Annotated in this window: 18 protein-coding genes, 4 tRNA genes, 1 rRNA gene and 1 riboswitch; of the genes, 1 reads left to right on the top strand and 22 read right to left on the bottom strand. The window is 34.3% G+C overall.

Annotated features, from left to right (window positions below):
• From BM305_RS18905 to BM305_RS05835, 14 genes are all read right to left on the bottom strand, one after another.
• Positions 1-538 (bottom strand): putative Ig domain-containing protein (locus BM305_RS18905; protein WP_177214567.1); only part of this gene is annotated, 538 nt, incomplete at its 3' end.
• A 404-nt stretch (positions 539-942) separates the two neighbouring features.
• Positions 943-1,584, bottom strand: coding sequence for a response regulator transcription factor (locus BM305_RS05895; protein ID WP_092559784.1), 642 nt, complete (start codon positions 1,582-1,584; stop codon positions 943-945).
• Entirely contained in the window at positions 1,581-3,206 is a 1,626-nt protein-coding gene (locus BM305_RS05890; protein WP_092559783.1) for a sensor histidine kinase, read from the bottom strand. Before BM305_RS05890 ends, BM305_RS05895 begins: the two co-directional genes overlap by 4 nt.
• Positions 3,207-3,228: 22 nt before the next feature.
• Complete coding sequence (locus BM305_RS05885) at positions 3,229-6,294, bottom strand: hypothetical protein (RefSeq protein ID WP_143099136.1); 3,066 nt, start codon at positions 6,292-6,294, stop codon at positions 3,229-3,231.
• A 302-nt stretch (positions 6,295-6,596) separates the two neighbouring features.
• The gene (locus BM305_RS05880) at positions 6,597-7,769 is read right to left on the bottom strand and encodes an ABC transporter permease (RefSeq protein ID WP_242940474.1); all 1,173 of its coding nucleotides are present in this window, start codon (positions 7,767-7,769) and stop codon (positions 6,597-6,599) included.
• A 28-nt stretch (positions 7,770-7,797) separates the two neighbouring features.
• The gene (locus BM305_RS05875; RefSeq protein WP_092559781.1) at positions 7,798-8,541 is read right to left on the bottom strand and encodes an ABC transporter ATP-binding protein; all 744 of its coding nucleotides are present in this window, start codon (positions 8,539-8,541) and stop codon (positions 7,798-7,800) included.
• A 32-nt stretch (positions 8,542-8,573) separates the two neighbouring features.
• Positions 8,574-10,346: an efflux RND transporter periplasmic adaptor subunit gene (locus BM305_RS05870; RefSeq protein WP_207649458.1), complete on the bottom strand. Its 1,773-nt coding sequence runs from the start codon at positions 10,344-10,346 to the stop codon at positions 8,574-8,576.
• Between the two features lie 28 nt (positions 10,347-10,374).
• The gene (locus BM305_RS05865; protein ID WP_092559779.1) at positions 10,375-12,240 is read right to left on the bottom strand and encodes an S-layer homology domain-containing protein; all 1,866 of its coding nucleotides are present in this window, start codon (positions 12,238-12,240) and stop codon (positions 10,375-10,377) included.
• Between the two features lie 176 nt (positions 12,241-12,416).
• Positions 12,417-12,620 carry a type I restriction endonuclease subunit R, EcoR124 family gene (locus BM305_RS05860; RefSeq protein WP_272481950.1) on the bottom strand — a complete coding sequence of 68 codons (204 nt, stop codon included), beginning with the start codon at positions 12,618-12,620 and terminating at the stop codon, positions 12,417-12,419.
• A gap of 260 nt (positions 12,621-12,880) precedes the next feature.
• Complete coding sequence (locus BM305_RS05855) at positions 12,881-14,239, bottom strand: histidine--tRNA ligase (protein ID WP_092559777.1); 1,359 nt, start codon at positions 14,237-14,239, stop codon at positions 12,881-12,883.
• Positions 14,223-15,122, bottom strand: a complete 900-nt coding sequence (locus BM305_RS05850; protein WP_092559776.1) for a DMT family transporter — start codon at positions 15,120-15,122, stop codon at positions 14,223-14,225. Before BM305_RS05850 ends, BM305_RS05855 begins: the two co-directional genes overlap by 17 nt.
• A 418-nt stretch (positions 15,123-15,540) precedes the next feature.
• On the bottom strand, positions 15,541-17,772 hold the full coding sequence (locus tag BM305_RS05845) for a carbohydrate-binding domain-containing protein (protein WP_092559775.1): 2,232 nt from the start codon (positions 17,770-17,772) through the stop codon (positions 15,541-15,543).
• A 55-nt stretch (positions 17,773-17,827) separates the two neighbouring features.
• On the bottom strand, positions 17,828-18,502 hold the full coding sequence (locus BM305_RS05840) for a DUF4956 domain-containing protein (protein ID WP_092559774.1): 675 nt from the start codon (positions 18,500-18,502) through the stop codon (positions 17,828-17,830).
• Positions 18,496-19,215, bottom strand: coding sequence for a polyphosphate polymerase domain-containing protein (locus BM305_RS05835; protein WP_092559773.1), 720 nt, complete (start codon positions 19,213-19,215; stop codon positions 18,496-18,498). The genes BM305_RS05840 and BM305_RS05835 overlap by 7 nt, the downstream gene beginning before the upstream one ends.
• Positions 19,216-19,516: 301 nt before the next feature.
• On the opposite strand from BM305_RS05835, the gene BM305_RS05830 reads away from it, so the two are divergent.
• The gene (locus tag BM305_RS05830; RefSeq protein ID WP_092559772.1) at positions 19,517-23,248 is read left to right on the top strand and encodes a diguanylate cyclase domain-containing protein; all 3,732 of its coding nucleotides are present in this window, start codon (positions 19,517-19,519) and stop codon (positions 23,246-23,248) included.
• A gap of 57 nt (positions 23,249-23,305) precedes the next feature.
• Here BM305_RS05830 and BM305_RS05825 read toward each other — a convergent pair whose 3' ends face one another.
• The 8 genes from BM305_RS05825 to BM305_RS05790 all read right to left on the bottom strand — a co-directional run.
• Positions 23,306-23,896 carry an NAD(P)H-dependent oxidoreductase gene (locus BM305_RS05825; protein WP_092559771.1) on the bottom strand — a complete coding sequence of 197 codons (591 nt, stop codon included), beginning with the start codon at positions 23,894-23,896 and terminating at the stop codon, positions 23,306-23,308.
• 48 nt (positions 23,897-23,944) lie between these two features.
• Positions 23,945-25,114, bottom strand: a complete 1,170-nt coding sequence (locus BM305_RS05820; protein ID WP_092559770.1) for a cation:proton antiporter domain-containing protein — start codon at positions 25,112-25,114, stop codon at positions 23,945-23,947.
• A 115-nt stretch (positions 25,115-25,229) separates the two neighbouring features.
• Positions 25,230-25,302, bottom strand: a riboswitch (Fluoride riboswitch).
• A gap of 45 nt (positions 25,303-25,347) precedes the next feature.
• A complete protein-coding gene (locus BM305_RS05815; protein WP_092559769.1) occupies positions 25,348-25,884 on the bottom strand; it encodes a flavodoxin domain-containing protein in 537 nt (178 codons plus the stop codon).
• A 276-nt stretch (positions 25,885-26,160) separates the two neighbouring features.
• A tRNA-Cys gene (locus BM305_RS05810) sits at positions 26,161-26,231 on the bottom strand.
• 152 nt (positions 26,232-26,383) lie between these two features.
• Positions 26,384-26,454, bottom strand: a tRNA-Cys gene (locus tag BM305_RS05805).
• 18 nt (positions 26,455-26,472) lie between these two features.
• Positions 26,473-26,544 (bottom strand) — tRNA-Glu (locus BM305_RS05800).
• Positions 26,545-26,548: 4 nt separating this feature from the next.
• Positions 26,549-26,620 (bottom strand) — tRNA-Asn (locus BM305_RS05795).
• A 78-nt stretch (positions 26,621-26,698) separates the two neighbouring features.
• Positions 26,699-26,991: ribosomal RNA gene (locus BM305_RS05790) — 23S ribosomal RNA — on the bottom strand; the annotation flags it as partial.

Genomic DNA, 26,991 nt, shown 5'->3' with positions numbered 1-26,991 from the left:
ATGTACTTCCATGTAGCATTCCATCACCATACAAAGTCATTCCTGTTGGCAATCCTTCTGCTCTATAATACGCATAATTATTTTCACCCACATTTTCTGCATTTAATTGTAATTCAACCCAATCTCCTGCATTTACGCTCTGGTTCCCTATAGCCTGCAATTCTATTCCTTTTATTTCGAGTGTTATTGTCTCGCTATCTGTTGTATATCCATTTGTCACAGTAAATGTTACTTCATAGCTTCCCACTTGCTCTGGGTATGTACTTCCATATACCATTCCATAACAATCCATATTAATTCCTGTTGGCAACCCCTCTGCTGTAAAATACGCGTAATTATTTTCACCCACGTTTTCTGCATTTAATTTTAATTTCAGGTATTCTCCTGCATTTACGGCCTGATCCCCTATTGCGTCAAGTTGAATAGCAACATCCTCTTTTTCAGCTGCTACTTCAGCTGCAATCACACTTTTTCCATTTAAAATGTCTAAACAAATAAATAACACTACTGCTAAAATTATTTTTTTCAAATTTTTCATTTTATTCCTCCATTTTTTATTTATTATATTACTATAACTTATATCTGTAAATATAGACTTATAATTAATTGGTTTTTTACGTTTTTTTACTGCAATAAAGACTGCCCTCATAAAACATTTACGTATACATTTAATTTTATTGAAACAAACTCAATTTGTACAAAACGTATAAATGTTAATATTAATTTATATGTTGCTTTTTACAATAACTATGAAGTTACTGTAAATCACTTTATTACTACTACCTGTTTGGAATTAAGAGATAGAAGCCCTATTTTAAATTTAGAGCTTTATAGAGACTTCAGCGGTATGGGAATTCTATACTATAATTATTACCTGCTATACGGAAAATATAAAAACCGAATTTATATGTAGTTTATTTAATCAGTAAAATATAACTATCTCTAATCTAAATTATTTTTAACTGCAAAAACTGCCAGCTGGGTACGATCCTTAAGTTTCAACTTCTCTAATATACGAGAAATATTATTTCGGATCGTCCCCTCTGCCAGAAACAGATTATTTGAAATCTCTTTATTATCTTGACCTTCTGCCACACATCTGATAATATCCAGTTCTCTTGCCGTCAATAGCATAATTTTTTCATCGGAAGGATTTGCTATCGGATCTTGTATGTACGTTCTAATATTTTTGTAAACACTTTCTCCAAAAACACTCATTCCGCTATAAACCATTTTAACTGCCTGAATTATTTTCTCATCTTCCATTTCTTTTAGAATATACCCATCTGCACCACTTTGAATTGCTGCTTCAATGGTTTCATGATCATCAAATGTGGTTAATACCAGTACCTTAATCTCAGGAAATACCAACTTGATTTTAGAAGTGCCAAACGCCCCGTCATATTGTCCCATCCTCATATCCATCAGTACCACATCTGGTTTCCACTTTTTGCACCCCTCAAAAGCCTCTTGTCCATCCCCAACCAACTCTACAATCTCAATACTTTCATCTTGGCTTAATATGGCCTTTAGCCCCTGCCTTATAATCTTAATGTCATCCGCAATTAGCACTTTTATTCTCATATATTTCCTCCGTCATTTAATGGAAGTTTAATAATCGTCTGAAACCCCTCCATACTATTAGAAATTACCTTTACCGTTCCACCTGCTCCCTCAATTCTGGTTCGAATTCCCGTTAGTCCATTTCCTTCTATTATTTTTTCACAGCCGATCCCGTTATCAAAAACATACAATTCCACACTTGTTTCACGAAATTTTAATATCACATCCATGTGGGTTGCCTTTGCATAGCGGAGGCAATTGGTAATAACTTCTCTCATGCTTTCATAAAGAACAACTGATAAATGAGAATATCTTGGATGATCCTCGCCTTGAATACACACCTCAATTTCCAGCTCCTTTACCTGCCTTGTTAATTGAAGAATTCCCTGGGTAACCAGCTCATAGGACGACTGCTGGCGCAGGTTATTAATAGAACACCTCAATTCCTTAATCCCATGATTGGCCAGTTGTTTTGCTTGGCTTAAATATTCCTTTAAGTTGTTTATATCCTGGTTATCAAGTTCAAGCTGGGACAAGTTCATTAACGACTGAATCATAGTAAGGGTATGACCTGTTGTGTCATGCACTTCTTGTGCAATACGGTTTCTCTCTTTTTCAATTGCAAGGCACTGATTTGATACCGCAAGCTCTTTTGTTCTGGCTAACAATTCATAATGCCTGGTCATATCTGTAAAAATCATGGTTGTAGCAACATAATGCTTCTTTTTATCAAAATGATTATATTTTTTAACTTGAAATGTTCTGTTATTTTCAACACAGAGCATATGCTCTGATTCTGAAATTTCTCTGTTATCCACTAATGTTTTATCATAGCTCACTGCTAATTGAAAAAACTGATCTATGCTATCGTTAATGGTAATGGGAAAAAAATTAGTTACTGCATAATTCACATATGTAATTTTACCTGACTTATTATAAATTACAATGCCCTCTGAAACCATTCGAAACGCTTTATCAAACGCCAACGCATTTACATTTAAAAAATGATACCGGTAGGCTGCCAGCATAATTAGAATGCTTGAAACAGAAAATGCGGCTGGTGTAATATCTCCCTCCCATTGAAAAAGATGTGATAAATAGCATACATTTAATAAAAATGGTATTATAGCAGAGGAAAGTACTGCTATCTTCTGTAGTCTATTTATGAAGCTTCCATAAATTAAAATAATTCCTGCTATAATACATCCATACGTATAAAAAATATGAGTTTTAAATAACAATCCCTCTGCCTGGGTTCCATCCATTTCAAAATATGTATAAAATAAATGATGTAATTCATTTGTTAATACAACCAGGTAATGAAAAATAGCAATTCCATATAGACCGATATACAAAGGTATGGCTGGCTTCTTATTGCTATAATACAAGCAAAACAAAAGCCAGGTAGGTCCAATAAAACACATGCCTACATAGGAAATATCATATGCCACAAGCATCTGAAGTCTGCTTAACGCAGCAATTTTTAGTAGCTGCGCCATACACCAAACAACAATTAACAGCTGGCATAGTACAAAAGAATAGGTAATTCTGTTTTTATTTCCTCTGATGAGCAGCCAGCCCACGCTATACAAAAGCATAATAATAGAAAAAACATTTATTACACCTAACAGTATGCTTTCCATAAAATCTCTCCTATCCTATGTGCTATTTTCGTTTTTTTAATTCGTAGTAAGATGCAACTGCAATTAATGCAATTCCAGCAATCATCAAATATACCCACCAGGACAGGCTGGTCCAAAAATCTCTTGTCTGATAAAGCAAAAGCCCTACCATAATTACGGAGGATGTTTTCATCCAAAATACCGATTGTTTGATAAAGGAACCTATAAAAATTACCAGTGCTAATACTCCATATATAATGGTATGACTAACCTCTGTAGAAGTCAATGCTTGTATCGCCAGCACCAACAGGCACAACAAATACCCTGCTCTCTGAAATACTTTGATTACTGTGCTTTCTTTTCCCCAGATATAGGAAAGTAAAAAAATAAGTAACGCAGCTGGAAGCATATAAAACTCCAGCCAGCACCATTCTGGTACTTCAAAAAATGGCTGCATCCAATAGGAGATACATCCCAGAACTCCCATCATAGTAAGAACTGCTTTTTGAAATCGTTTTCCTATTCCCTCTACAAAATAATATTGCATTGTATAAGGCAGCAACAGAACAAAGCCTGTAAAGTTCCATAATTTTGAACCTCCCATAACATACAATAAAATATGCGCTGGCAAAATAATGTGAAACCAGTCTATTCTTTTATTACCATTATCTGTATGACCTATAATTGGTCTACACAATCTAGAAACTAGTAATATTCCTAGTAATACAAAAGTAACAATTACTTTCTGCTCCTGGCTTAACCCATTATCTAATATATAATTTTTATTAGTAAAAATCAATGCAGGCACCGAAAGTGACATAATCGCTGTTACTATATGCACCTGTAAACCATCTTTTATATAAGATATAAGATAACTAAGGACTACCCAGGTAATGTATATTATAAGGTACCATGTTCCTAATTTGTGATGAAAAATCAGGCATCCCGTCATAAGTACTGATAATATTGTACTTCCAATTATCACAAAATAATTATTTTTAATTCTTTTTTGTAATACAATTGGCACAAGAAAAAGAATTACCAAAACACCCGCTGGCGCCAGTAGGGCATAATCAAACTTTTGCACATAATAATCTGCCAGCAGATAACTTCCATATAACAGATTTACACCTGCATAGTTTACATAATTTCTCTTTGTCTCAACGATTTCTATTTTATTATACTGACCGATTAAGTATGCTGCTACAATTAAGGGAAACAGCACCAAATGCGCATCATCTCCTATTTCAAAGCACAGCGGAATAAACAAACCATATACTGCAATGGAAATTCGATATTCCTTTTTACGAATAAAATCCAATCCTGTAAATCCGGCAAAGTAAATAAGTAATACCGTATAATAACTGATATCTAAATTTGCATGTTGCAGCAGTTCATAGACTGGTATTGCTATCATACTTATCAGAATAATAACAAAGTGCCGAAAACCCCAATGTTCTTTCTTTACCAGTATTACTACCCCTGCAAACAACAGAATGGCTCCGATTAATAACCATGCTCCCATCTTATCCGATGCATATTTCATGCAGCAGACTCTTAACAATGCTGCTATATTACATACATATAAAATATCTCCAACTACATTCCGTAATTCTTTTTTTGCAAAACAACCAATATAAAATGCTATTTCCATTATTACAGCAGCTATAATCAGCCGAATCCAAATATTGTCCAGTTTAAGGTAAAATGCAGTAGAATAGCTGAACAGCACAACTATTACACTGTATAATACGGAGTATCTTAATTGTTTTTTCTTAATTGACAAATAAGATGTGGTGATAAGCAACAGCCCAAATCCAATTACTGTAGAGGCTGGAACTTTGAAATCCCCTAAATAAATCCGGACAAACGGCAAAAGGTATATTCCAGAAGACAACACTGAAAGTACCATACTAATAATGATAAACGTTTTCTTTTGTTTTGCACCTAGTAATCCAAGTGACTCCATCACTGCAAATAAAATGGAAAGTCCCGCTAATAAAAAAGAGTAATCTGGAATACTGTTATAGTTTATACTGCGAAAGATTCCTGCTGTTAAAAATAAAGCAAATCCATATCCTTCTATACCAGTCTGTGTTTTAGACATGGCCTTCCACAGCAAAATACCTGCTATAATTGTTGTTGCTGCTCCAGAACTCAATCCTGTGCCACTTCCGAACAGAATAAACAAGCTGATTGCTGTAATATTTACGATAGCAAATACTTTGTATACATTAGCTATCCTTTGAAAAGAAGTTGCTAATAATCTTACAGCAAATCTTTCGCTTATTAATATAATAACTGCATAAATTCCCAACAATACAGATAGTTGATCCCTTTCTGGGTGAAAGGCTTGAAACAGAAACAATATAAAAACCGTAAACCCAAATAGTACGCTGTGAGCGTACACAGAAAAACTATATTTCTTTAATCCAAGCACCAAACCAATCTCTGTGACAAACATGCCTATGGCATACAGTGTAAATGCATTTTCACCCCCAGGTCTGACTTCGTTTCCAAAATAACCGAAATATCCCACCGTTAATACACTTACAAACAAGAAAACAACTCCTAAACTATAAAATGCCGCACTGGTTTTAGGAAGTCTTAATTTTTTATCTGCAAATACACTTGTTCCAAAAAACAAACCTGTAATAGCTATTACTAAAAATACTTTGATTGAGTTAGAAAGTATGCTCCATGTAGTAGTGGCAAAAATGAAACCAGCAATAATTACAAATAGTACACCTAATACTAATGCTATGGTTTCCTTGCCAAAACCACCTTTTTTAATATGTTTTTCCGATTCCTTTAAGATATGAACCTCTGGCTCTGGTGTCTGCTTTCTTTCTTCTACCTTAGCAATATTCTTTTCAACAAAATTCTTTTCATCAGCGTCTTGCTTTAGCATTTCTGCTGTCACTCTGGCATCTAGTACATTATGAACCACTCGCTCAGAAATTTGTTGTTTTTCACCAAAAAGTAGTATTTTTGTCTTTATATTTCTTATTTCTCTTTCATATTTTTGATTACAAACTGCTAAATAAATACACATTCCCGGTATTCCTATTAAAAACATACCAACAAGTATTATAATTACAAGTATCATTTCATCTACGCCCTTTCTTTTATATAAATACTATACACAAAAAATAGCATATGTACCAGATGATACCTGTAATTATTCCCGTTACATTTGTCACTCTATTCAGCCTTGCCTTGCAATTTCCAATTAACACAGCCATTACTTCCTTTTTCTTTTCAAAAGCTTTTCTAATATCAATAAAATCCTCTTTTTAAATCTTCTTTTAAAACAATTTCTCTTTCTTGCATGAAAATACCCCCCTTTACAAAAACACCTTAAATGTTAACTGACATATAACATCTAAGGTGCTTTTCATTATTATAACATTAATCACTTCTTAATGCATCAATTGGATTTAATTTTGCTGCCTTTCTGGCGGGCATATATCCAAAAATAATACCAATTGCTACAGAAATACTAAAGGACATTATAATGGAATTTATGGTTGGAGATGCGTTTACACCAAACTGACTTCCCAAATAAATAACCAGACTGGCACCCATTATAATTCCAATTAATCCCCCCAGTGCGCTAATGGAACCAGCTTCAATAATAAATTGACATAAAATATCCTTTCTTTTTGCTCCCAGAGATTTTCTGATACCAATTTCCTGTGTTCTTTCTGTAACAGATACCAACATAATATTCATAATACCAATTCCTGCTACCAACAGAGATATTCCTGCAATTCCCCCTAAGACAGCACCCAACACACTAGTCATAGAGTCAACTTCTTCCAAAAGAGCTGTTAAAGTCGAGATTGAATATAAATCTTCGTCTTTGAATTTTTCATATAAAAAATTGTCAAGAATAGTCTCTGCCTCCTCTACCATATCCGAATCATGGGCAGCAAAAGTATAATTTTTTATACTTCCTGTAAAGGACTTTCTAGCAATCTTCGTGTAAGCAGCATAAAAGCAGTCATCAGCCGAACCTTCTTCTCCATCCGCGGTTTCCTCTACAATACCGACAATGGTAAAACTTTCCCCATCCACACTGATGGTTTCTCCCAGAACATTATTATTTTCAAAAAGCTCCTTAATAATATAGGTTCCTACTACACAATTAGCCTGACGGTTCACAATATCTGCATAATTGATAAACCTTCCCTGAGATAATTCTAAATGATTCATATTCTGATAGGTTTCGCTCACCCCCGTTACAGTTGAGGAAATGGATGTAGAGCCATTTTTTAATGTAAAACTACTAGTCACAGTAGGTGAAACCCCTTCAAATATGTCAGCATTTTCTTCTGTTATTGCAAACATTTCTTCTTCTGAAACACTTCTTGTTCCTGTACTTGAGACTGTTACAGTAAGCATATTAATACCCATTTCTGCAAAGCTTTCAAGAAAATAATTGGTCACTCCCTGCATAAGTCCCATTATCATAATAACTGAGCCAACACCAATAATCATTCCTAACATAGTCAAGACAGATCGCATTTTGTTGGCAATAATACTTTTTAAAGCCAGTCGAAAGGCTTGAAAAATATTCATATGACGTCAACTCACTTTCTCTATGTTTTTATGAATGATTATGATTAAATTGTTCGTATTCTTCTGCTGTTCCATCAAATATAATTTTTCCGTCAAAAATTCCTATTACACGCTCTGCTTTCATGGCAACTGTATTATCATGGGTAATCAGTACAATTGTGTTCCCTTCCTGGTGCAGCTTTTTTAGAAATTCCAGCACATCTGTACTAGTTTTAGAATCCAGTGCTCCTGTTGGTTCATCCGCAAGAATTAGTGAAGGATCTCCTGCCAGTGCCCGGGCAATGGATACACGCTGCTGCTGTCCACCAGATAACTGCTTGGGATAGTTATTCCATTTGTTTTGAATGCCCACCTGCTCAAGTGCCGCCAACGCTCGTTCCCTACGCTGTTTTTTCTTAACCCCTGCATATAAAAGAGGCAGTTCAATATTTTCCACTACACTAAGCTTCGGTAATAAATGATACTGCTGAAATACAAATCCAATCATTTTATTACGCACTTCTGCTAACTGATCATCCTTCATATGGCTTACATCAATACCATCTAAAATATATTTTCCCGAAGTAGGCACATCCAATGCCCCAATTATATTCATAGTGGTAGTTTTACCGCTTCCTGATTTCCCAACAATTGCAACAAATTCTCCTTTCCAGATTTTCAGGTTTATTCCGTCATTTGCACGTACTTCTTCATCACCAACCTGATAAATTTTATATAAGTCCACTAATTCAATCAGAGGCGTTAGTGGCTGTTCCTGCATTGTCTGTTCCATTACATCCCTTCCTTTCCCTATATTGTTAAGTTCTATCTGGACATGCCTCCTGGAGCGCCTCCGCCTCCACTTCGGTTTCCACCACTTCCACCTTCAGGACGTTCTCCCATCTGGCCGCCTCCCATTTGACCTTGTTGGAATCCCATCATAGTATCATTTGAAGAAGATACTCTGCCTGGAACATAAACCATATCTGTTTCAGAAAGTCCACTTACAATTTCAATGTAATCACTATCGCTTAAACCTGTTTCCACCTCAACGGAGCGAAATCCTGCCGGAACATCACCATCTGCCTCTGTTACAGATTCATCCTGCACATAAACCACATTACCACGCTGCAAGGCATCACTTGGTATAGTCAGCGCATTTTCTGCCGATTCAATTACAACTTCACCACTAATATTCATACCAGGAAGAAGCTCTCCCGTTTCGTCAATACGCACTGTAACTGGATATTGTGTAACCCCGCCACTAGTAGTACTTTCTAAACTGACATTGGTTACAACTCCCACAAAATCTTCTCCCTCTAGTGCATCTGCTGTTATATCTACAGTCTGCCCAACCTCTACCTCCATTACATCTAATTCATCTACATACATTTCAAATGTCATAGCAGAAAGATCATAAATTAAGCATAATGTTGAAGAACTGCCGCCAGAGTTACTAACGGTATCTCCTAGCTTTGTATTTTTTTTAATAATAGTGCCTGTAATCGGAGAAGTAATTGTAAAATCTGCTTTTGAATCAATTACTTCTTGTAGTGAATCCGTTGCATCCTCTAAAGATTCCTTTGCGTTTTCCACCTGCTCCAAATAATTTTCCATTTCACTATCATACGAGTCACTGCTAAACTTCAAAATAACATCACCCGCTGTAATCCAGTCGCCTTCTTCCACATAAAGCTTTTCGATTTCTCCTGATTTTGAAATTGTAATCGCGCCCTCTTCTGAAACGCTAAAGCTTCCTTCCTCATAGCAAATAATATCTCCAATTGCAGCTGTAGCGCTTGTTCCTACTGAAAGTCCTCCTGGATTTTCTACTTCAATTGTTACATATTTTACAATACGGTTTCCACTCAGCACCTCTTCAACCGTACCAACTTTTGTTACAGTTCCCTTTAAGCTCTCGGCTGTTTCAGACAACTCCACTTCTGCTTCTTTTCCAATTAAGCTTTTACTGACCTGGTCTGCACTAAAGGGAAGATATAAAAGCATTGTCTTGTTATTATACACCTGTAAAATTTCACCACTACCATTACCTATCGAATCGCCTTCCTCAACGCTAATACTTTTTACATATCCTGATTTATCTGCTGTTACGGTCAAATCCGAACCTTCTTCTAGCGCTTCGTTATATTTCTTAAGGGCTTTGTCATAGCTTTCCTGAGCCCTGTCTACTGATTTTTGGGCACTCTCCATTTTAGTATCTAGACTGTCTGTTGAAATTTTATAGAGAACATCACCTTCCTCTACCACATCTCCTTCTTCAAAATCGGCTGAAATTACCGTTCCTTCAATAGAAGATACCGTAGTTACGGAATATGTGTTTAATGGCTGCACCGTCCCCGAAGAAGACAATGTATTTTTGATATCACGCCTCTCCACCTGCTTTACTTCATAGGTAACTTCCTCTTCCTTTGAACTCATAACTGAACTTGCTACACGTTTGATGGCAAACCGTACTCCCACGACAATAAGTGCAAGAATCACTACTGAAATAATACATCGTTTTATAATAACCTGCTTTCGGGATTTAACCTTAAACTTTTTCACTTTATCCACTGAGCCAGCCTCATTTTTACCCATATTTCTTTTTTCCTTTCCCATCTTTTATTTAAATATCTCTTGCCACAAGTACCCTTACCTGCTTTGCAGCGGCAAGTCTGCTGTCATAATAAGCTGTTACAGAATATTTTGTAAGATCTGATACATTGGAAATATTAGTTGTGTAATATTCATCCTCTGAAGTAATATAATAAACCACTACATCTGAAGAAATTGCTTTCGTCCAGCTAACAGTTTCTACTTTACTACTTGAAAGTGAAATTACTTTGCTTCCTGATAAGCTCGAAAAAATGAATCCGTCGTCGCCTTCATAAATGGAGTAAACCATTCCGAGTCCTAACGATCCCTGAATATTATCGCTGTTTTCTGTTTTGGAAACTCCGTCTACAGAATATGTCACTGTATTGCTTCCCATTTTAGTCACAATTCCGTAGCTGTAGCTTAATCCTGTTACATTATTTAAAAACAGAACAGCAATTTTATCCGAGGTGTTCATCTCATAATATAAAACGTCTCCATTATCCACATAAAGACTGGCAACATCTGATTTTGTTACCACCTGATAAGAGGCACCATTTATATCCAGTATTTTAACATCCTCGGCTAATTGGTAATCACCTAGCTTACTTCCATCAGAGGCAAAGGATTTACATTCCAGCTTACTGGTACTTGTTGTAACTTCCTTAATGGTTTCTTCGCCATTTACGTAAGTCACATTCACTACATCACCTACTTCAATACCGCTTAAAGTGTAGTTGTGATTATACTTTACTTTATTACCATTTTCGTCTGCAATCACAATATATTTATTTAATACAGAAGCTGCTGATGTATCACTGTTTACCTCTGTCCCCATCTGCAATACAACGCCACTTACTTCCGGACTATATTCACTTATAAATTTAGCCGCTGCCACTTGGTTGTTCATTCCAAGAAAAATAGTTATAGTATCGCCTGCGGAAAAATCCCCCAGACTTGAAAATCTATATACCATATCCTGAGTTCCTAGTTGATAAGATGTTCCGTCTACAGTAATTGCCTGTGGAGAAAGACGATTTGGTGTAACAGTATCTAATTCTCCTGTTACCTTGGTACTGTATGCCCATAATGTTTTTGTATTTTTTGAATAATAAACTACATCATATTGAGCAATAGAAGCCAGCTTGCTTTTTACTTCATTTCGATAAACAGTTGCTGCCGTTGTATCAAATGGAACAGCATTTTTCCAACTGCCTTCTACCAGAACAGGTCCCTGCAAATCACTGGTCAAAAGACTTAGATAATCAATCTTACTTGTAGTATCCAAACTGTACCCAAGTATTTCCGCATATATTTTTCCTTCATTGGTTTTCGTATTTAGACTATTATAGAAAAGATTTACGCAATCCAATCTGGTAAGTGCCTGATTTTTTGTCTTTGCTATGTTCTCATCCAGATTTAATGCATAGAATTTAGATAATTTTGCAGTCATAGTGTTTTCAGATGCTATAGAACTTGTATACCCAAGCATATTGACCACCGCTTTGGCAGCTTCGCTTAATTTAATTGCTTGGTTTGGTTTAAATTTTCCATTGGAATATCCTGTCATCCACCCCTGCTTTACAGCTATTTTTATGTAACCTGCATATGCGTTTTTTACTGTTACATCCTTATAAAGTGCTGTATTCACCGTTGTTTGTACCTGGTCCTTATAACTGGAGGCTTTCACTAATAGCTTGGCAAACTGAGCTCTTGTAACCTTCTTACTATAGTAAGAGGAGGTCTCACTATAATTTAAAATTCCCATTAACGATATAATACGTTTTACCTGCGCTGTATCTGTGGAAGCTGCATTTACTGTTGCTCCTTGATAACTTGAGATGCAAGGAAAAATACACAAAGCCACTAGTATAAAAACAAATATTTTCTTTTTCATTCCATTCTCCTTATACAAATTGTATTAACGTGTTTCTTCTGTTGCCCTATCTATACAACTCTATTATAAGTTGAGAATGTGAAAATCAAGTGAACAAACGGTGAAAAAACCCACTAACAATTTACTTGTTAACGGGTTTTCCTATTACTATTTTATGTAGTACCAAATTTAACATGTTATTTTTCCATAAACTTAAGTGTTTCCTCTATCTTCAAATTTTCTTCCCTAATGATTTTAAGCAAATCACTTTTTTGCTGTTCTTCTACAAACTTTTTCCATTCCACATCCACTTCTGTCTGTGGGGTAACAGTTTTAATAAAATCTTGAATTAATTGAAGTTTACTACGAAAATTCATGCTTGAATAAATGGCTTTATCAATGGATTGGTTCTTCCATTGTACTCTTATATTGCTTTCTCAATACTAAAGTAGATAGTTCCTACTTATTTAATTGTTTATTCTAAAACTATGTTAGCATAATTGTTTTTAAATAACAACGTATTAAAAAATAATCTCATGACAACAAAAAACCCATTAACAATTTGCTTGCTAGTGGGTTTTTATATTTAACACTTCTTAACTGTTAGACGACTTTTTAAAGTTTCAACCGACTACTTTTTTACAAGATTTCAAAATTGAACTCAAAGCCTGTCCTCACTTTCTATAGAAACGAATGGGGTAATACTTTCTAAAATATCTACCACTTTATCTACAAAACTTTTATCATTGGAATAGTTGATTAATTTAAAAGTACTATTTTTACAAATAACAAGCATACATTTGTAATGATTTCTTTTTATATAGTTTAAAATATCTGTATTATATTCATTATAGTAATAATCAACATCTATGTAATTTCTAATTCTATTAATAAGATGAAAAGTTTTTTGGAAATCATTTTGATTCTCACAGGCAACTAATAGTTTGGATGGAAATACTTTATTTAATTCAACTGCGTGCAGGTCATTTAAAACAGTTAAAACTCTATCTAATCCAATAGCAAATCCAACAGCTGGATAATGCCGGTTGCCCACATTTTTAATTAAATTATCATATCTGCCCCCGCCCAAAACAGAACCCATTTCCATATTATTAACAACAGCTTCAAAAATTACACCCGTATAATAATTCGCTCCTCTTGCTAAGCCAAGATTAAAATGAATTTTCCCCAAAACTTCGTCTGGTAATAGACTAATAATCTTCTCTACTTCATTCACTCCTTTTACAATTAAACTCTGGTGCCCAAAATTAGTTTTTATTTTATCAAGTATTTGAAATATGGACTGACTAAAGAAATTGTTTGAAAACGAATATATAATATATACTACTTTATCAATTGATTGCTTATCTATTCCAATAAATCTTAAGTTATCGCATAAATTTTTACTCATTTTTTCTCTATCCTGTAAGTTGTTATCTAATACACATTGAAAACTTGTGAATTGTTCTTCTGTTGTTATTCCTACTTCATAAGCCATTCCTCTCAATATAAGCCTATGATTTAACATTAAAGTAAACTCTTCAATATTAATGGCTTTCAAAACATTATACGCCATTAGTATTATTTCTGCGTCTGATGCACAATTACTAGTACCAACAATATCTGCATCACATTGCGTAAATTCTCTTAAATGGCTTTTGTCTACAGTATCATCTCTATAAGAAGTTGATAACTGATATCTTTTATATGGCATAGGAATATCTGGATGCATATTAATTATTCTTGCCAACGGAACAGTTAAATCATATCTTAATACTAATTTAGTATTATTTTTATCTATCAAGTTAAAAATTAACTTTTCTCCTTCACCATGATGTCCTTTAAATACACATGCTTTTTCTATTATAGGTGTACTCTGAGGCATGAATCCAAACCTTTCATAGACACTTCTTATTTGTGAAATTACATATTCTCGAAACCTCATTTCATCACCTAATATATCATATGTTCCATCAGGAATTGATAAATTGATTTTATTGTCATTATAATTTATGTTCACTCACTACATCACCTTTCTTAGTATTCTTATAAACTATACTAATACATCCGAATATTGTAATTAAAATTCCAATATATTGTATTGTTTTTAATACCTCCTTCAACAATAAAAAAGAAAATATAGAAGTCGAAAGTGGTTCAATCATACCTAATGTTGCAACATTTGTTGAACCAATAAGCTCTAATGACTTAAAAAAACAAAAATCAGCAATTATTGTGCAAACAAATATTATTCCAAATATGTATGGAATTGCTTCTTCATTGTAATTAAATGTAAATTCTCCATTTATAATAGTTATTAAAAATATGCTTAATGCAGCAAATAAAGTGACATATGTTGTAGTAATAATTGGCTTTTGGTTTTTTACCGCTATAGCCCCAATAACTGTATATACGGAATAAGCAAGTGCCGCACCTATTGATAATAAAACGCCATGCATATCTATAGTTTCTAATTTGTTATTAAGTACTAAAATAAGTCCAAGAAATGAAATAATAATGGAAGCAATTGTTTTTGGCGATATACTTTCTCTATTCATTATAGCAGATATTACACAAACAAATAACGGATATGTAAAGAGTATTAATATTGCCAAAGAAGGCGATATGTATTTTACAGATAAAAAATGAAAAATAGCTTGCATAGTATATAAAACACTTCCTAGTATAATAAAAATAATCAAATCCTTTTTGTTGAGTTTAGGGATTTTATATTTAATTATTGTATATACCAAAAGTACGATTGCCGATATACTAAATCTAATTAATAATAAATTAAATGTTGATATCTCATATTTATATACATTTACTGCAAAAATCGGCATGATACTATATGCTATAGCAGAAATCAAAGCCAATGCAATTCCTTTAATATAATTATTCATAAATTTCCTCCTGCATACAAATATACAGAAAAATGTACTTTTTTTCCATATTATACTCTTTTTTTATTTAATATATCATATTTATTTTTATTTTTCAATATAATTTCATTAATTTGCAAATGCAAAAGTTACTATTCAGCCTGCAATGTCATTTAGCTAGCTTTGAAAGTGGTTTAATTCCTTTGAATTAAGAACTATGAGTTTTTGTCAATAGTTTGGAGTAAATTCATAATATTTTTATATCACTAGGTGTTATAATCAGCACTCTCCAAATTCTTTAAATGTTATCTTCTGATTAGTAAAATACCCTACCGTTTTAACAACAAAATCTTCTTGTACCGCAAAAAGCCTCCACTATGCCTAAGCATAGTGAAGGCTCTTTTAACCATTCTTCTGGGGCAAAGAAGGCTTTTTCAAATTACCATCTTCCTCCTGGAGGTGTTGTTCCGCCACCTGGAGGTGTCATTCCACCACCGCCGTTTCCACCTGTTACAATACTTGTAAGAGTTACTGTAACCATACTGGAACCTACTGTATATTCACCAGATACCAATAAACCGCTTGTTGTCTTACTAGTAGTACCAGTATATAAGGAATACGTAGAACCTACTGTCAGACCTGGTGCTGAAACTGCTACTGTAGAATATTGTTTAGCAGGATTAAACGCAGCTAATACATTTCCACTGCTATCCTTTAAAATAATTACAGAATTTGCAGCCTGTGTTGAGCTGTAGCTTGCAAGGAAGGAAGCCTGTGTTGAAGTTGTAGAAGGAGCCATAGCCATTCCTGCACTTCCTGCTGCCATCAAAATACCACCGCTAATTATAAACTGATTATCGTAATCTAAAGCACCATTTCCATTATTTGTAGGTCCACTAACCAGAACAGTACCACCAGTCATGGTAATAGAACCATTGGCATCCAAACCATCACCACTAGCATTTACTACAACAGTACCGCCATTCAATGTCAACATTGCCGTTCCTGTTCCTGTCTGACCAGGCATTGCTTCTGTTGAGCTGCCATCTGTTACATTAATACCATCATCGGAAGATGTGACACTTATATCACCACCATTAATAGTAATATAAAGACCTTCCAGTCCTTCATAGCTCTTTGTTATTTTAATAGTACCTGCATCAATTAATACTGTATTTTCAGCGTGAATACCATCATCACCTGCTGAAATAGTAGTAGTTCCTCCTGAAACATATACTACATTATCACTATGAACCGCATCATCTGTTGTTGTAATATTTAGTGTTCCATCTAAAATAATAACTCCTGTTGCTGCAACAATGCCTTTATCTGAAGAATTTGTAACATTTACAGTTCCACCCTTGACCATTACATAAGATTCTCCCTGAACCGCATCTGCTCCTGTGGAAATAGAAATAGTACCATTACCAATTTCAACAAAGCCTACTGTTAAATCATCGTCACTCGTAGACTTAATTGCATCTCCAGTTGTTTTAACAGTGTAAGTTCCGCCCATAATTCCAACACAGTCTTTCCCAATAATACCGTCATCTACACTGTTTATAAAATAGGTACCACTAATCATTTTAAGTTTATCTTTACACTGAATTGCATTATTAAAGTTAGCATTTACCGTTAACGTACCTGTACCGTTAAAAGTCAAATCATCCTTGCTAAATACAGTTGCACTTGGTTCTTCTTCTGCTGCATCTGTATAAACAAGGTTTGCAGAATCTGTTAATGTATTTGTTGTACCAGCTGCTAATGTAACTACTACTTTATCAGCCTGCATTACATATAAAGGTGCACTTGTATTGGATGTAATATTTACACCATTAAAAATCAGGTGTACTAACTCCTCATCAGCTGAATTTACTACGATAGATCCATTTGTCAATGTTCCACTGATGATATATGTACCTCCAGCTGTAATAGTAATCGTGCTGCCACTTACCGTTGCATTCGAACCACTATAGCTGATACTGGATGAATTTAATGTAATTGTTTCACTTGTAGAAGCATCCCAAGAGCTGTCCAAATCCTTTGTCTTATAAGATACCGCTGGTAATGTTGTAAGGTCTACTGAACCCACTGTTGAACTTACTGGTGTTGCAGTAGATACTACTGGTGTTGGTGTCACTACTACTGGTGTTGGTGTCACTACTACTGGTGTTGGTGTCACCACTACTGGTGTTGGTGTCACCACTACTGGCGTTGGTGTCACCACTGGTGTTGCAGTTGCTGCTGCACCAGCATATGTAAGAGTAGCACTAGAAGAAGAAATAGTTCCTGCATTTTTGATTATAAATCCAAATGAAATGGAACCATTGGCACTAATTGTAGCATTATAGCTTGCTGGAGTCAGTGTAAGCACTGTACCAGACAGTGAATATCCACAGGACCATGCCTGTACCATACTTGCTCCTGAAGCCACTGGAACCGTAGCTGTCCAGTCTGAAATAGAACTTGACGTGCTATTTGTAATTGTACAATTTACTTGTATAAATGTATCTGTTCCCTGGGTCCAACCATTACCACTTTGCAGCGTAATGCTAACACCTGTAGCAGCTTGTACAACTGTAGAAGTGTTATTAAACATAAAAGTTGAAGATAATACCAACATTACCACTAAAAGTATGCTGATTTGTCTTGACCTAAGTTTTTTTGTCATATCAAAATACCTCCTATAATTATATTTTTATTACTGATAACATGTAAAATGAAATTTATAGTACATCTTTTTGATTTGCCTCTCTTGAACAAATAATAGTTAAATTACCATTTCTGCAACGAAGTTCATCAATCATATCCTTTTGTTTATTTACATCCTTTAAAGAAATTCTATAAACCAACTCATACATACTTCCTAAGTTAGTTGTTTTTACACTCTCTAAAACAGCTTTTCCTGTGTACTTTCTAAAAATGTCATCAAAAACTTCTGTATAATCTAAATTTTCCGGAATTGTGATTTTTAAATTCTTATCTTTTGACTGCGCTTCACCGAACTTGGATTTAGATAGAACTAACAATACCGTGCCAATAATAATTGTAAAAAGTATTGCAAATCCAATGTAACCCATCCCCGTTGCTAATCCCACCGACATTGCAAAAAAGATGCTGGTAATTTCTCTTGAGCTTCCTGGAATGGAGCGAAAACGGACTAAACTAAAGGCCCCCAATACTGCTACACCTGTACCTAAATTTCCATTTACCATCATAATAACAATCTGCACTAGCGCAGGCAAAAGTGCTAATGTTATTACAAAATTCTTAGAATAACTACTGCTTAACATGTAAGTATATGCAATAATTAATCCTAACACTAATGATGTACATGTACAAATTAATGCATCAGATAACTGCAATGTACCTTCCAAATTACTCAAAATACTCTCTAACATAATTTAGTTCCTCCTAAAACCAGTGATTTTTTGTATATGTTTCCGTATTTAGAAAATGACACTGGGTATATACTAAGCTCCGAAAGAATTTTAGTCAGCCACATCGGAAAGGCACCAGCTACTTTAATTTCCATAAGAAATTGATCCTTTGGCAATAAGAAATTCCCGTGATCCCCATTGCTTAACTGTAAATCTGTTGTTCTACTTCGTATATTCTGATCAACCGTAATGCGAACCTCCGAATCCTCATTACCAAAAAACGCAAGTCTGTCATATGCAAGAAACAGCTTTTTTTGTGGCTTATAAAATGATATAAAGTAATCAATTTCTCTACGAATCTGGTCTTGTCTTTCAGGTTTTACACCGTGTTCAAGATAAGCTTCTGCTTCTTCAAGTGACATTGAGGTTCTTCGCTTATAGACTACACCCTTCCATTTCTTCTTCAGTTCAATAAAGACCATATCACTTTTTGTGGGTATTCCATAACTTCGCAACCTCAATTTTTCCTTATATTTTGGCTTTTCAATTGAATGGCGAATTAAATCATATGTATCAGTATCATAATAAATATTGCAAATCGTATGTAGTCCATACTGATCTAAAGTAATATAACTTTCCGTCATTTTCTTGAACAACTCAAATTGTTCTTGTGTCATTAAGTATTTCTTCTCCACTCTTTCAAATGAAGAAATAATTGCTTTATGCACTTCCATAATTAACCTCCTTATTGCCCCCATAAAAACAGTTTGTTAAGTACATATTAAGTTTATTTTAAATTTGTGAAGATTTTATGAAGTTTCTTAACAAATCTTACTTTTTGTACTTTTTCATACTATTCTATATAATTATTGGTATTTAATTCTAGTTTTCTACCCTATATACTTGTAAAACATAGATAATTATTTGTAACTAGAAATAACTTCTAGTTAACTTTACTTTTTTAGAACTTAATGATAAAATTATACTGGTCATTTAAAATACAGAAATCACTTAATCTAAGGGAGGGTATAACGTGTGAACCAGAAGTTATATTTGAAGCCTAAATTTAATATTACAGGCTTAGTAATCATAACAAGCCTACTGGTGCTATTTACAATTGGTGCAAGCTATTCTCAATATAACAACACATTAGTAAAGGCTCTAGAACAACGAGCAGCTGAAAGTCTTACGGAAAGCACCTCTAGTGCAGAGAAATCTCTTCAAAAAAATATTAATTCCATTTATGACAAACTACATAATTTAGTGACTGCATACGACATCGATCAAACAAACAGCTGGAATGCTGCTGCATTTAATCAGTATATTTCCTCACATAGCAATATTAACTGTCTGGGGAATCTTACTTTTATTTCTATCCGCACAATTGAAATACAATTAAACTCAACTACTTTAAATCCCCTGTATAAAGAAGGAATAGAAAAAATATTATCAGGAAATAAAACACTTTTTATACCAAATACAACCAGTGATATCTTGTGTATTGGAATTCCAGTCGTTAGAAATGACGTAATTATAGGTGTTTTGTATTCATCTTATAACGAAGACAACACTTATAATATTTTTCAGGAATCTACATTTAATGAAAAAGGTACGGCAATTTTAGTCCGATATGATAATAACAGATTGTTATTATGTGGAAATAAATCAACCAACGAAACCTTTCCTTTAGATGCTGTAAAATGTTATCACGATTATTCCCTGGAACAAATGCACATGGATTTAGAAAGCAGCAGTTCTGGAATGCTTCACTATTACATCAATGATATTTCCCATTACGCATTCTACAGCCCTGCTGAATATCCTCACTTTTTTATTATTAACTCTGTTCCTGCTGATACATTAGAAGCTGACACCTTATTTTTTACACAACTTGCTCAGAATTTAATTCACAGAATTATTATTAGCTTTTTTATACTAATACTCTTTATTATAATAGTTCAGATTTTTAACACAAAGCAAACCAGAAAGAACCAAAACTATCTTTTACTGGAGCAGGAGCGTTATCAGACTATTTTAAAGCATACCCCATGCGCCATTTGGGAATATAAAATTTCCATTGATACCATGATTAAATCCGATCCTGATTTAGGCATTCATAGTGGTTTATCTGAAATAAGCAATGTAAAAGACTTTTTTCTGCAAAATGAACTTATTTTTAAAGATGATATTGAAAAGTTTATTGATTTTTATAACCACTTAAAAACGGGCCCCCCTGAAATTACTGCTGAACTTCGCGGAAGGGACTTATCTGGAAAATATGTGTGGTTTGAACTAACAGGGACAACCGTTTATAATCAGGATGGTGCACCAGTTTCTGTTATTGGACAAACTACCAACATTGAGCAAAAGAAGTTAGAATTAGAAGAATTACGAGAAAATGCAAAGCGGGATTCTCTTACTAAGCTATATAATCGAACGGCAGCTATTGAGCTTATTAATAAAGCCTTACAAGAACGGGAACATCATCTTCAGCATGCATTTCTAATGATAGACCTAGATAACTTTAAAACTATTAATGATACTTTTGGTCATTCCTTTGGAGATGCTGTATTAATTGAATTTAGCTCAAAGCTTCAAAAAGTGTTTAATAGCGATAAACACATTTTAGCCAGACTTGGGGGCGATGAATTTATTGCTTTTATTAGTAATATTTCCTCCCTTTCCGAAATAAGAAAAATTGCTAACCAGATTAGCAGCATTTTTCATGGCATTTTTTCGGATAGCCAGAATAATCATAATTTATCCGGAAGTATTGGAATATCTCTTTATCCAAAAGATGGACAAGACTTTCATACGTTACTGGAAAAGGCAGATATTGCTCTCTACTATTCAAAAAATGTCGGAAAGAACTGTTACAGTATTTATACCCCTGAACTTATGCTTTCTATGGATTACCTTCCAAAAAATATTGATGATAGCATGAAACACCATTTACATACTGAAAACAATACTCTTGTAGACAGCTCTATTATTGCTAATACCGTTGATATTTTATTTGACGCCAAAAAATTAGATATATCTATTAATCTAATACTTGTGCTTCTTGGAAATTATTATAACCTAGATAACTTATGTATCTATGAATTGTCCGAAGATGAAAACTATTTATGTCTGACTTATGAATGGGCATCTGAAAGCAGCATAAAATTATCTGACCATTTTAAACAACTTCCTGTTGAACTGGGAGAACCATACGCCTTTTATAAGCAATCTTCCAATGGTGTTGCTTATCATAATGACATAAGTTCCTTTAGTTACCCGGAATCCCCTTATTCCTCATTAATAAAGAAAGTACATGGCTACTGTCTTTTTCAATGTGCCATAATGGAACAGGGAAACTACAAAGGTTATATCGAGGCTTGTTGCAGCAGCAAGTCCCGCAGTTTTACGAAAACAGACATTGACTCTCTTACGCTTGTATCCAAAATAATCGGCGGTTACTTAATAAAACTTCGTACACAAGAAGCAGCTGACAGAATGTCAAAATGTGACTTACTAACAGGTGCAAATAACTTGATACAGTTTACAAAGGAAGCTGATATAATTAGAGAGGAGTACCCAGAGGAGCATTACGTTATTCTTTATACTGACATTTATAATTTTAAATACATTAATGATACATATGGATATAGTGAAGGGGATAAAATATTAATTTCATATGCTCAGATTTTAGCTGAATTATTGGATGATAATGAAACCTTTGGGAGAATTAGCGCAGATTACTTTATTATACTATTAAAATATAAAAATAAAAGTGCTTTGCATACAAAAATTGATGAATTAAATCTTCAAATGAATTCTATTAAGAAAACAGATACTGATACACATAAAATTTCCTTAGTTATTGGAATATATGAGCTAAAATCAGACGATGTAGTAAGTATTGCTGTAGATAGGGCAAATCTTGCACGAAAAAATGTAGTGGACCGCCACAAAACCAATTATTTGTTTTTTGATGATTCAATGAAAAGCAATCTGATTAAACAAAAGGAAATTGAGGACATTATGGAAGAAGCTTTGCTAAATGAAGAGTTTGTTATTTTTTATCAGCCTAAATTTCATCTAGTATCCAATACGATTTGTGGTGCAGAAGCTCTTGTACGCTGGCAGCGAAACGATGGAACATTAATCTTCCCAAATGATTTTATACCGATTTTTGAAGACAATGGATTTATTGTAGAACTTGATTTTTATGTGTTTAATAAAGTATGCCAAAAAATACGCTCTCTTTTAGATGAGGAAAAACATGTAGTACCTATTTCCGTCAATTTTTCAAGAATGCACCTGAGAGATAAGACCTTAGTTCCTCGATTAACATCTATTGTGCGAAGTTATGATATTCCATTTCATTTGATTGAAGTAGAACTTACCGAAAGTGCTTTGGTTGATGATAATGGCTATTTAACAACACTATTGCAGGATATTCATAAAAGTGGTTTTAAGCTTTCAATGGATGACTTTGGTTCTGGTCTTTCCTCCTTAAACCTTTTACGTGAACTTCCTTTTGATGTATTAAAAATAGATAAGGATTTCTTTCAAAAAGGAACCACTACACAACGTGAACGAATTATTATTGAATACATTGTAAAAATGGCCTTAGATTTAAAAATGGAAATTGTATCTGAAGGTGTTGAAACAATTGAGCAGGCGGAATTTCTTCGCTCCATTGGCTGCCCAATAGCTCAAGGATATTTATTTGAAAAGCCGATACCTGAAAAAGACTTTATTCTAAAATATTGTAAGTAATTTAACCCTAATAAAAGCCTCTACATTTAACAGAATGTACAGGCTTTTATAACATGTCTATTTTAAATCAACCGCCATCCTCCAGATTTGGTCCAAATAAGTGGCAGCATTACTCTCTCTTAATTCCACATCCAACCTTGACATTTGTGGAAGAAAAATCATTTGCTTTTCCTTTGCCCTATAGCTGATTCGATCCCCCAGCATTACCGTTCCCATAGCTTGAGCCTGCTTGGATTCATTTAGATATTCCAAGCTATGTCCTGCTGTTACTATAAATATTGCTTTATCCAATACTTTCATAATGGGTTTTTCTCCATATGCAAATCCATATGACCAAACCCGATCAAACCATCCTACCAGCTTAGCCGGTGCCTCTGTCCAAAATACTGGATATATAAATACAATGGTATCACAACCTTGAATCTTTTCCTGTTCCGCCATTACATCTTCCTCTAGTTCACCATTTGCTTCGTAATAGGATTCTCTTAAATATTCCTGCTCACTCATATCCGTCTTAAATTCCATCTTATATAAATCTGAAATTTCATAGCTATGACCAGCTAACTCTAACCCCTTAATGAACTGATCTCTGACTCTTGCTGTAAAGCTGTCTTCACTAGGATGACAATATACAATAAAACATCTCATTTTACCACTCCTTCCTCCTTTGCATTATACCACACCTTAAAAATTCTTTCACCGTTTTAGCAATTTCTTATACATGTTATCCACAAATATTGCACCAATTGGTGCAGTGATTAAAATAGATAATACAGCAACCGTCAATACCTTTTGACCACAAGCAAGTCCCATGGATAATGGAACTGCCCCAATAGCCGCCTGAACGGTTGCCTTTGGCATATAGGCAGCCATACAAAATACTCTTTCTTTTTTATTTAAATCTGTTTTAATCAAGCATATCAAAACTCCTGCTAATCGAAATACTAAACCTCCCATTACAATTATGAGTGCAATCCAGCCTGCCTTTTTGACATAACTTAAATTAACGGAAGCGCCTACCAGTGCAAATAACAATATTTCTGCGGCAACCCAAAGTTTGTTATATCTTACTGATAATCTCTTGGCTAAATTCTCATTTATCTTGAATATCATAACTCCCATGCTCATGATTCCCAGTAAACCTGATAACGGTATTATTCCTTCTAGCTGATGCTCCAGTTCTATTAACAAAAAAGAAATACTTAAAAATATTACTATTTTAGCAGTATCTCGAATATGGACTTTCTTTACAAATGCATTAAAAATTCCCCCTAGCACCATTCCTGCTCCAATACCAAGAATAATAGAAACTGGTACCTGTATAAAACTAATTGCTGACACCTGCTGGCCTTTTAGTAAGGAAGTACATGCAGTAAAAACAACAATTACAAAAACATCATCCACAGCTGCCCCAGCCAAAATCAACTGTGGTATACTCTTATTAGTTCCATAACCTTCCTCAATTAACTTTATCATACGCGGTACAATTACAGCAGGTGAAACTGCTGCAATTACAGCTCCCATTAGTAAAGCCTCTCTATAATTTATATCAAAAAGTTGTGGTGCAATTACCGTAACACCTGCCATCTCAAAGCATGCTGGTACAAAGCACATTAATATTGCTGGCCTTCCCACTCTTTTTAACTCACTGATATCTAATGAAAGCCCTGCTCTTGTCAATATAATAACTAATGCAATTTTTCTAAGGTCACCTGAAATATTTATAATACTGGCATCAAGTAATTTCATTTCACTTAATATTATTCCGGCAAGCATAACCCCCAACAATCCAGGCAGCTTAAATTTTTGAAAAATAGAACTTAATAGTAGACCTAATAAAAAAATAATAGCTAAACTTGTTAACATCCTTTTGCCTCCTGCTGAATACGCTATAGACGTTGACGTGTCCGTCTTCATACTATACTTTAAATTTTTAATTTGCAATTTCCTATCACATAAAAAAGCTGACAAGTCCTGTGAGTCATTCACAGAAGTCATCAGCATAATTGCGGTTTTGGTATGTACCAAGGGAGAACTTCATTCCCATGCTATTACTCTATCAAATTTGAGCCTTTATGTCAATCCTTTGAGGAACTATATCAACTACTTAATGCCCTTACATATTTAATTAACGGCTCAATATTTTTCTTACTTGTAAAATCAACTGGCCGTGTAAATGCATCTAAAAATATCTTTTCCTTTTCAGACGGATTATTGTTATTCTGTATTTTCATTTTCATCATAAACAGCCTTAATTTATTAGGTAATGATAATTTATTAAAATCAAATCCACCCCGCATATAAAATAGTTCAATATGTTTCATTTCATTCTGTGAAAAATTATGCCGCCAAATCTCTGCAATTTCTTTTTCCTTAGCTGGTGTTGATCCTGATGCAAAAATTATCAAATTCTTTTTCTTTAACGTCTCAAGATTGTTTCTTATCAAACCTACACCATTTATTCCAGTTGCATACAAACCACCGCCATATATTACAGTTCTATACTGCAACAAATCTTCTACCCCTACTTTTCTTCCCTCCAGCAGATTACACTCTAACTCTTCCGAAATCCATTCTGCATACTTTCTGACAAAACCTGTTTTAGAATTATACACCACAACAATATTATTTTCCATATATTCCCCCGCTTCATAAGTATTACTGTTAAAAAATGTACTTTACTCAATTATATTGTAACCTAATATTGACATTACTGTCAAATTTAAGAGAAAAAACTTATAAATCTAAAATTAGTTAGATTATTTTTATATTTATATATATGCCTTTGCTAAATTGTAATACTAATAAAATATTTTTTTACCTCACGTATATAAATAAGTTAATACACTCTTTATGAGTAATAAAAATCCTCTAAGCCTTATTAATTAAGGTTTAGAGGACTTCTAAGAAAAAGGCGACAACCAGATTTGAACTGGTGATCAGGGTGTTGCAGACCCATGCCTTACCACTTGGCTATGTCGCCATATATTTACTAATATATTATAACAACTAAATTTTTATTCGTCAACCCATTTAATTATTTTTAATGCAAAATATTCCAATGCTGTTTAAAAACAATATAACTTAAAAATCTCTAAACCAATATTATTAAAGGCTTAGAGATTCTTTTAAGAGAGGCGACAACCAGATTTGAACTGGTGATCAGGGTGTTGCAGACCCATGCCTTACCGCTTGGCTATGTCGCCATAATATAATAATTACAATGACTCCAAGGGGATTTGAACCCCTGTTACCGCCGTGAAAGGGCGGTGTCTTAACCGCTTGACCATGGAGCCATAACTCCCCGAGTTGGGCTCGAACCAACAACCCCACGGTTAACAGCCGTGTGCTCTACCATTGAGCTATCGAGGAAAACTTCTTTGCTTCTTATAAATCCTTTAAAGATATTTTTATACCTTCAAAACTACACACTGTATTCATCCAAACTTTTTGATTAAGCCTTCGACCTATTAGTATCAGTCAGCTCCATGTGTTGCCACACTTCCACCTCTGACCTATCTACCTCGTAGTCTGCAAGGGGTCTTATTGCCTTTCGGCAGGGATATCTTATCTTGAGGGGGGCTTCACGCTTAGATGCCTTCAGCGTTTATCCCTTCCAAACTTGGCTACTCGGCCATGCCTTTGGTAAGACAACCGATACACCAGAGGTTCGTCCATCCCGGTCCTCTCGTACTAAGGACAGCTCCTCTCAAATATCCTACGCCCGCGCCGGATAGGGACCG

The sequence above is a fragment of the Anaeromicropila populeti genome (assembly GCF_900112775.1).
GTDB lineage: Bacteria > Bacillota > Clostridia > Lachnospirales > Lachnospiraceae > Anaeromicropila_A > Anaeromicropila_A populeti.
The sequence above is the reverse complement of the archived record's forward strand: the minus strand, read 5'-3'. Positions and strand labels throughout refer to the sequence as shown.

What these genes read in the sequence shown, in the direction of transcription:
- BM305_RS05870 (WP_207649458.1), bottom strand. Translation starts at nt 10,346, where the DNA reads ATGGGTAAAAATGAGGCTGGCTCAGTGGATAAAGTGAAAAAGTTTAAG.
- BM305_RS05835 (WP_092559773.1), bottom strand. Translation starts at nt 19,215, where the DNA reads ATGGAAGTGCATAAAGCAATTATTTCTTCATTTGAAAGAGTGGAGAAG.
- BM305_RS05890 (WP_092559783.1), bottom strand. Translation starts at nt 3,206, where the DNA reads ATGGAAAGCATACTGTTAGGTGTAATAAATGTTTTTTCTATTATTATG.
- BM305_RS05875 (WP_092559781.1), bottom strand. Translation starts at nt 8,541, where the DNA reads ATGGAACAGACAATGCAGGAACAGCCACTAACGCCTCTGATTGAATTA.
- BM305_RS05815 (WP_092559769.1), bottom strand. Translation starts at nt 25,884, where the DNA reads ATGGAAAATAATATTGTTGTGGTGTATAATTCTAAAACAGGTTTTGTC.
- BM305_RS05880 (WP_242940474.1), bottom strand. Translation starts at nt 7,769, where the DNA reads ATGAATATTTTTCAAGCCTTTCGACTGGCTTTAAAAAGTATTATTGCC.
- BM305_RS05820 (WP_092559770.1), bottom strand. Translation starts at nt 25,114, where the DNA reads ATGTTAACAAGTTTAGCTATTATTTTTTTATTAGGTCTACTATTAAGT.
- BM305_RS05825 (WP_092559771.1), bottom strand. Translation starts at nt 23,896, where the DNA reads ATGAGATGTTTTATTGTATATTGTCATCCTAGTGAAGACAGCTTTACA.
- BM305_RS05850 (WP_092559776.1), bottom strand. Translation starts at nt 15,122, where the DNA reads ATGAATAATTATATTAAAGGAATTGCATTGGCTTTGATTTCTGCTATA.
- BM305_RS05865 (WP_092559779.1), bottom strand. Translation starts at nt 12,240, where the DNA reads ATGAAAAAGAAAATATTTGTTTTTATACTAGTGGCTTTGTGTATTTTT.
- BM305_RS05845 (WP_092559775.1), bottom strand. Translation starts at nt 17,772, where the DNA reads ATGACAAAAAAACTTAGGTCAAGACAAATCAGCATACTTTTAGTGGTA.
- BM305_RS05895 (WP_092559784.1), bottom strand. Translation starts at nt 1,584, where the DNA reads ATGAGAATAAAAGTGCTAATTGCGGATGACATTAAGATTATAAGGCAG.
- BM305_RS05885 (WP_143099136.1), bottom strand. Translation starts at nt 6,294, where the DNA reads ATGATACTTGTAATTATAATACTTGTTGGTATGTTTTTAATAGGAATA.
- BM305_RS05840 (WP_092559774.1), bottom strand. Translation starts at nt 18,502, where the DNA reads ATGTTAGAGAGTATTTTGAGTAATTTGGAAGGTACATTGCAGTTATCT.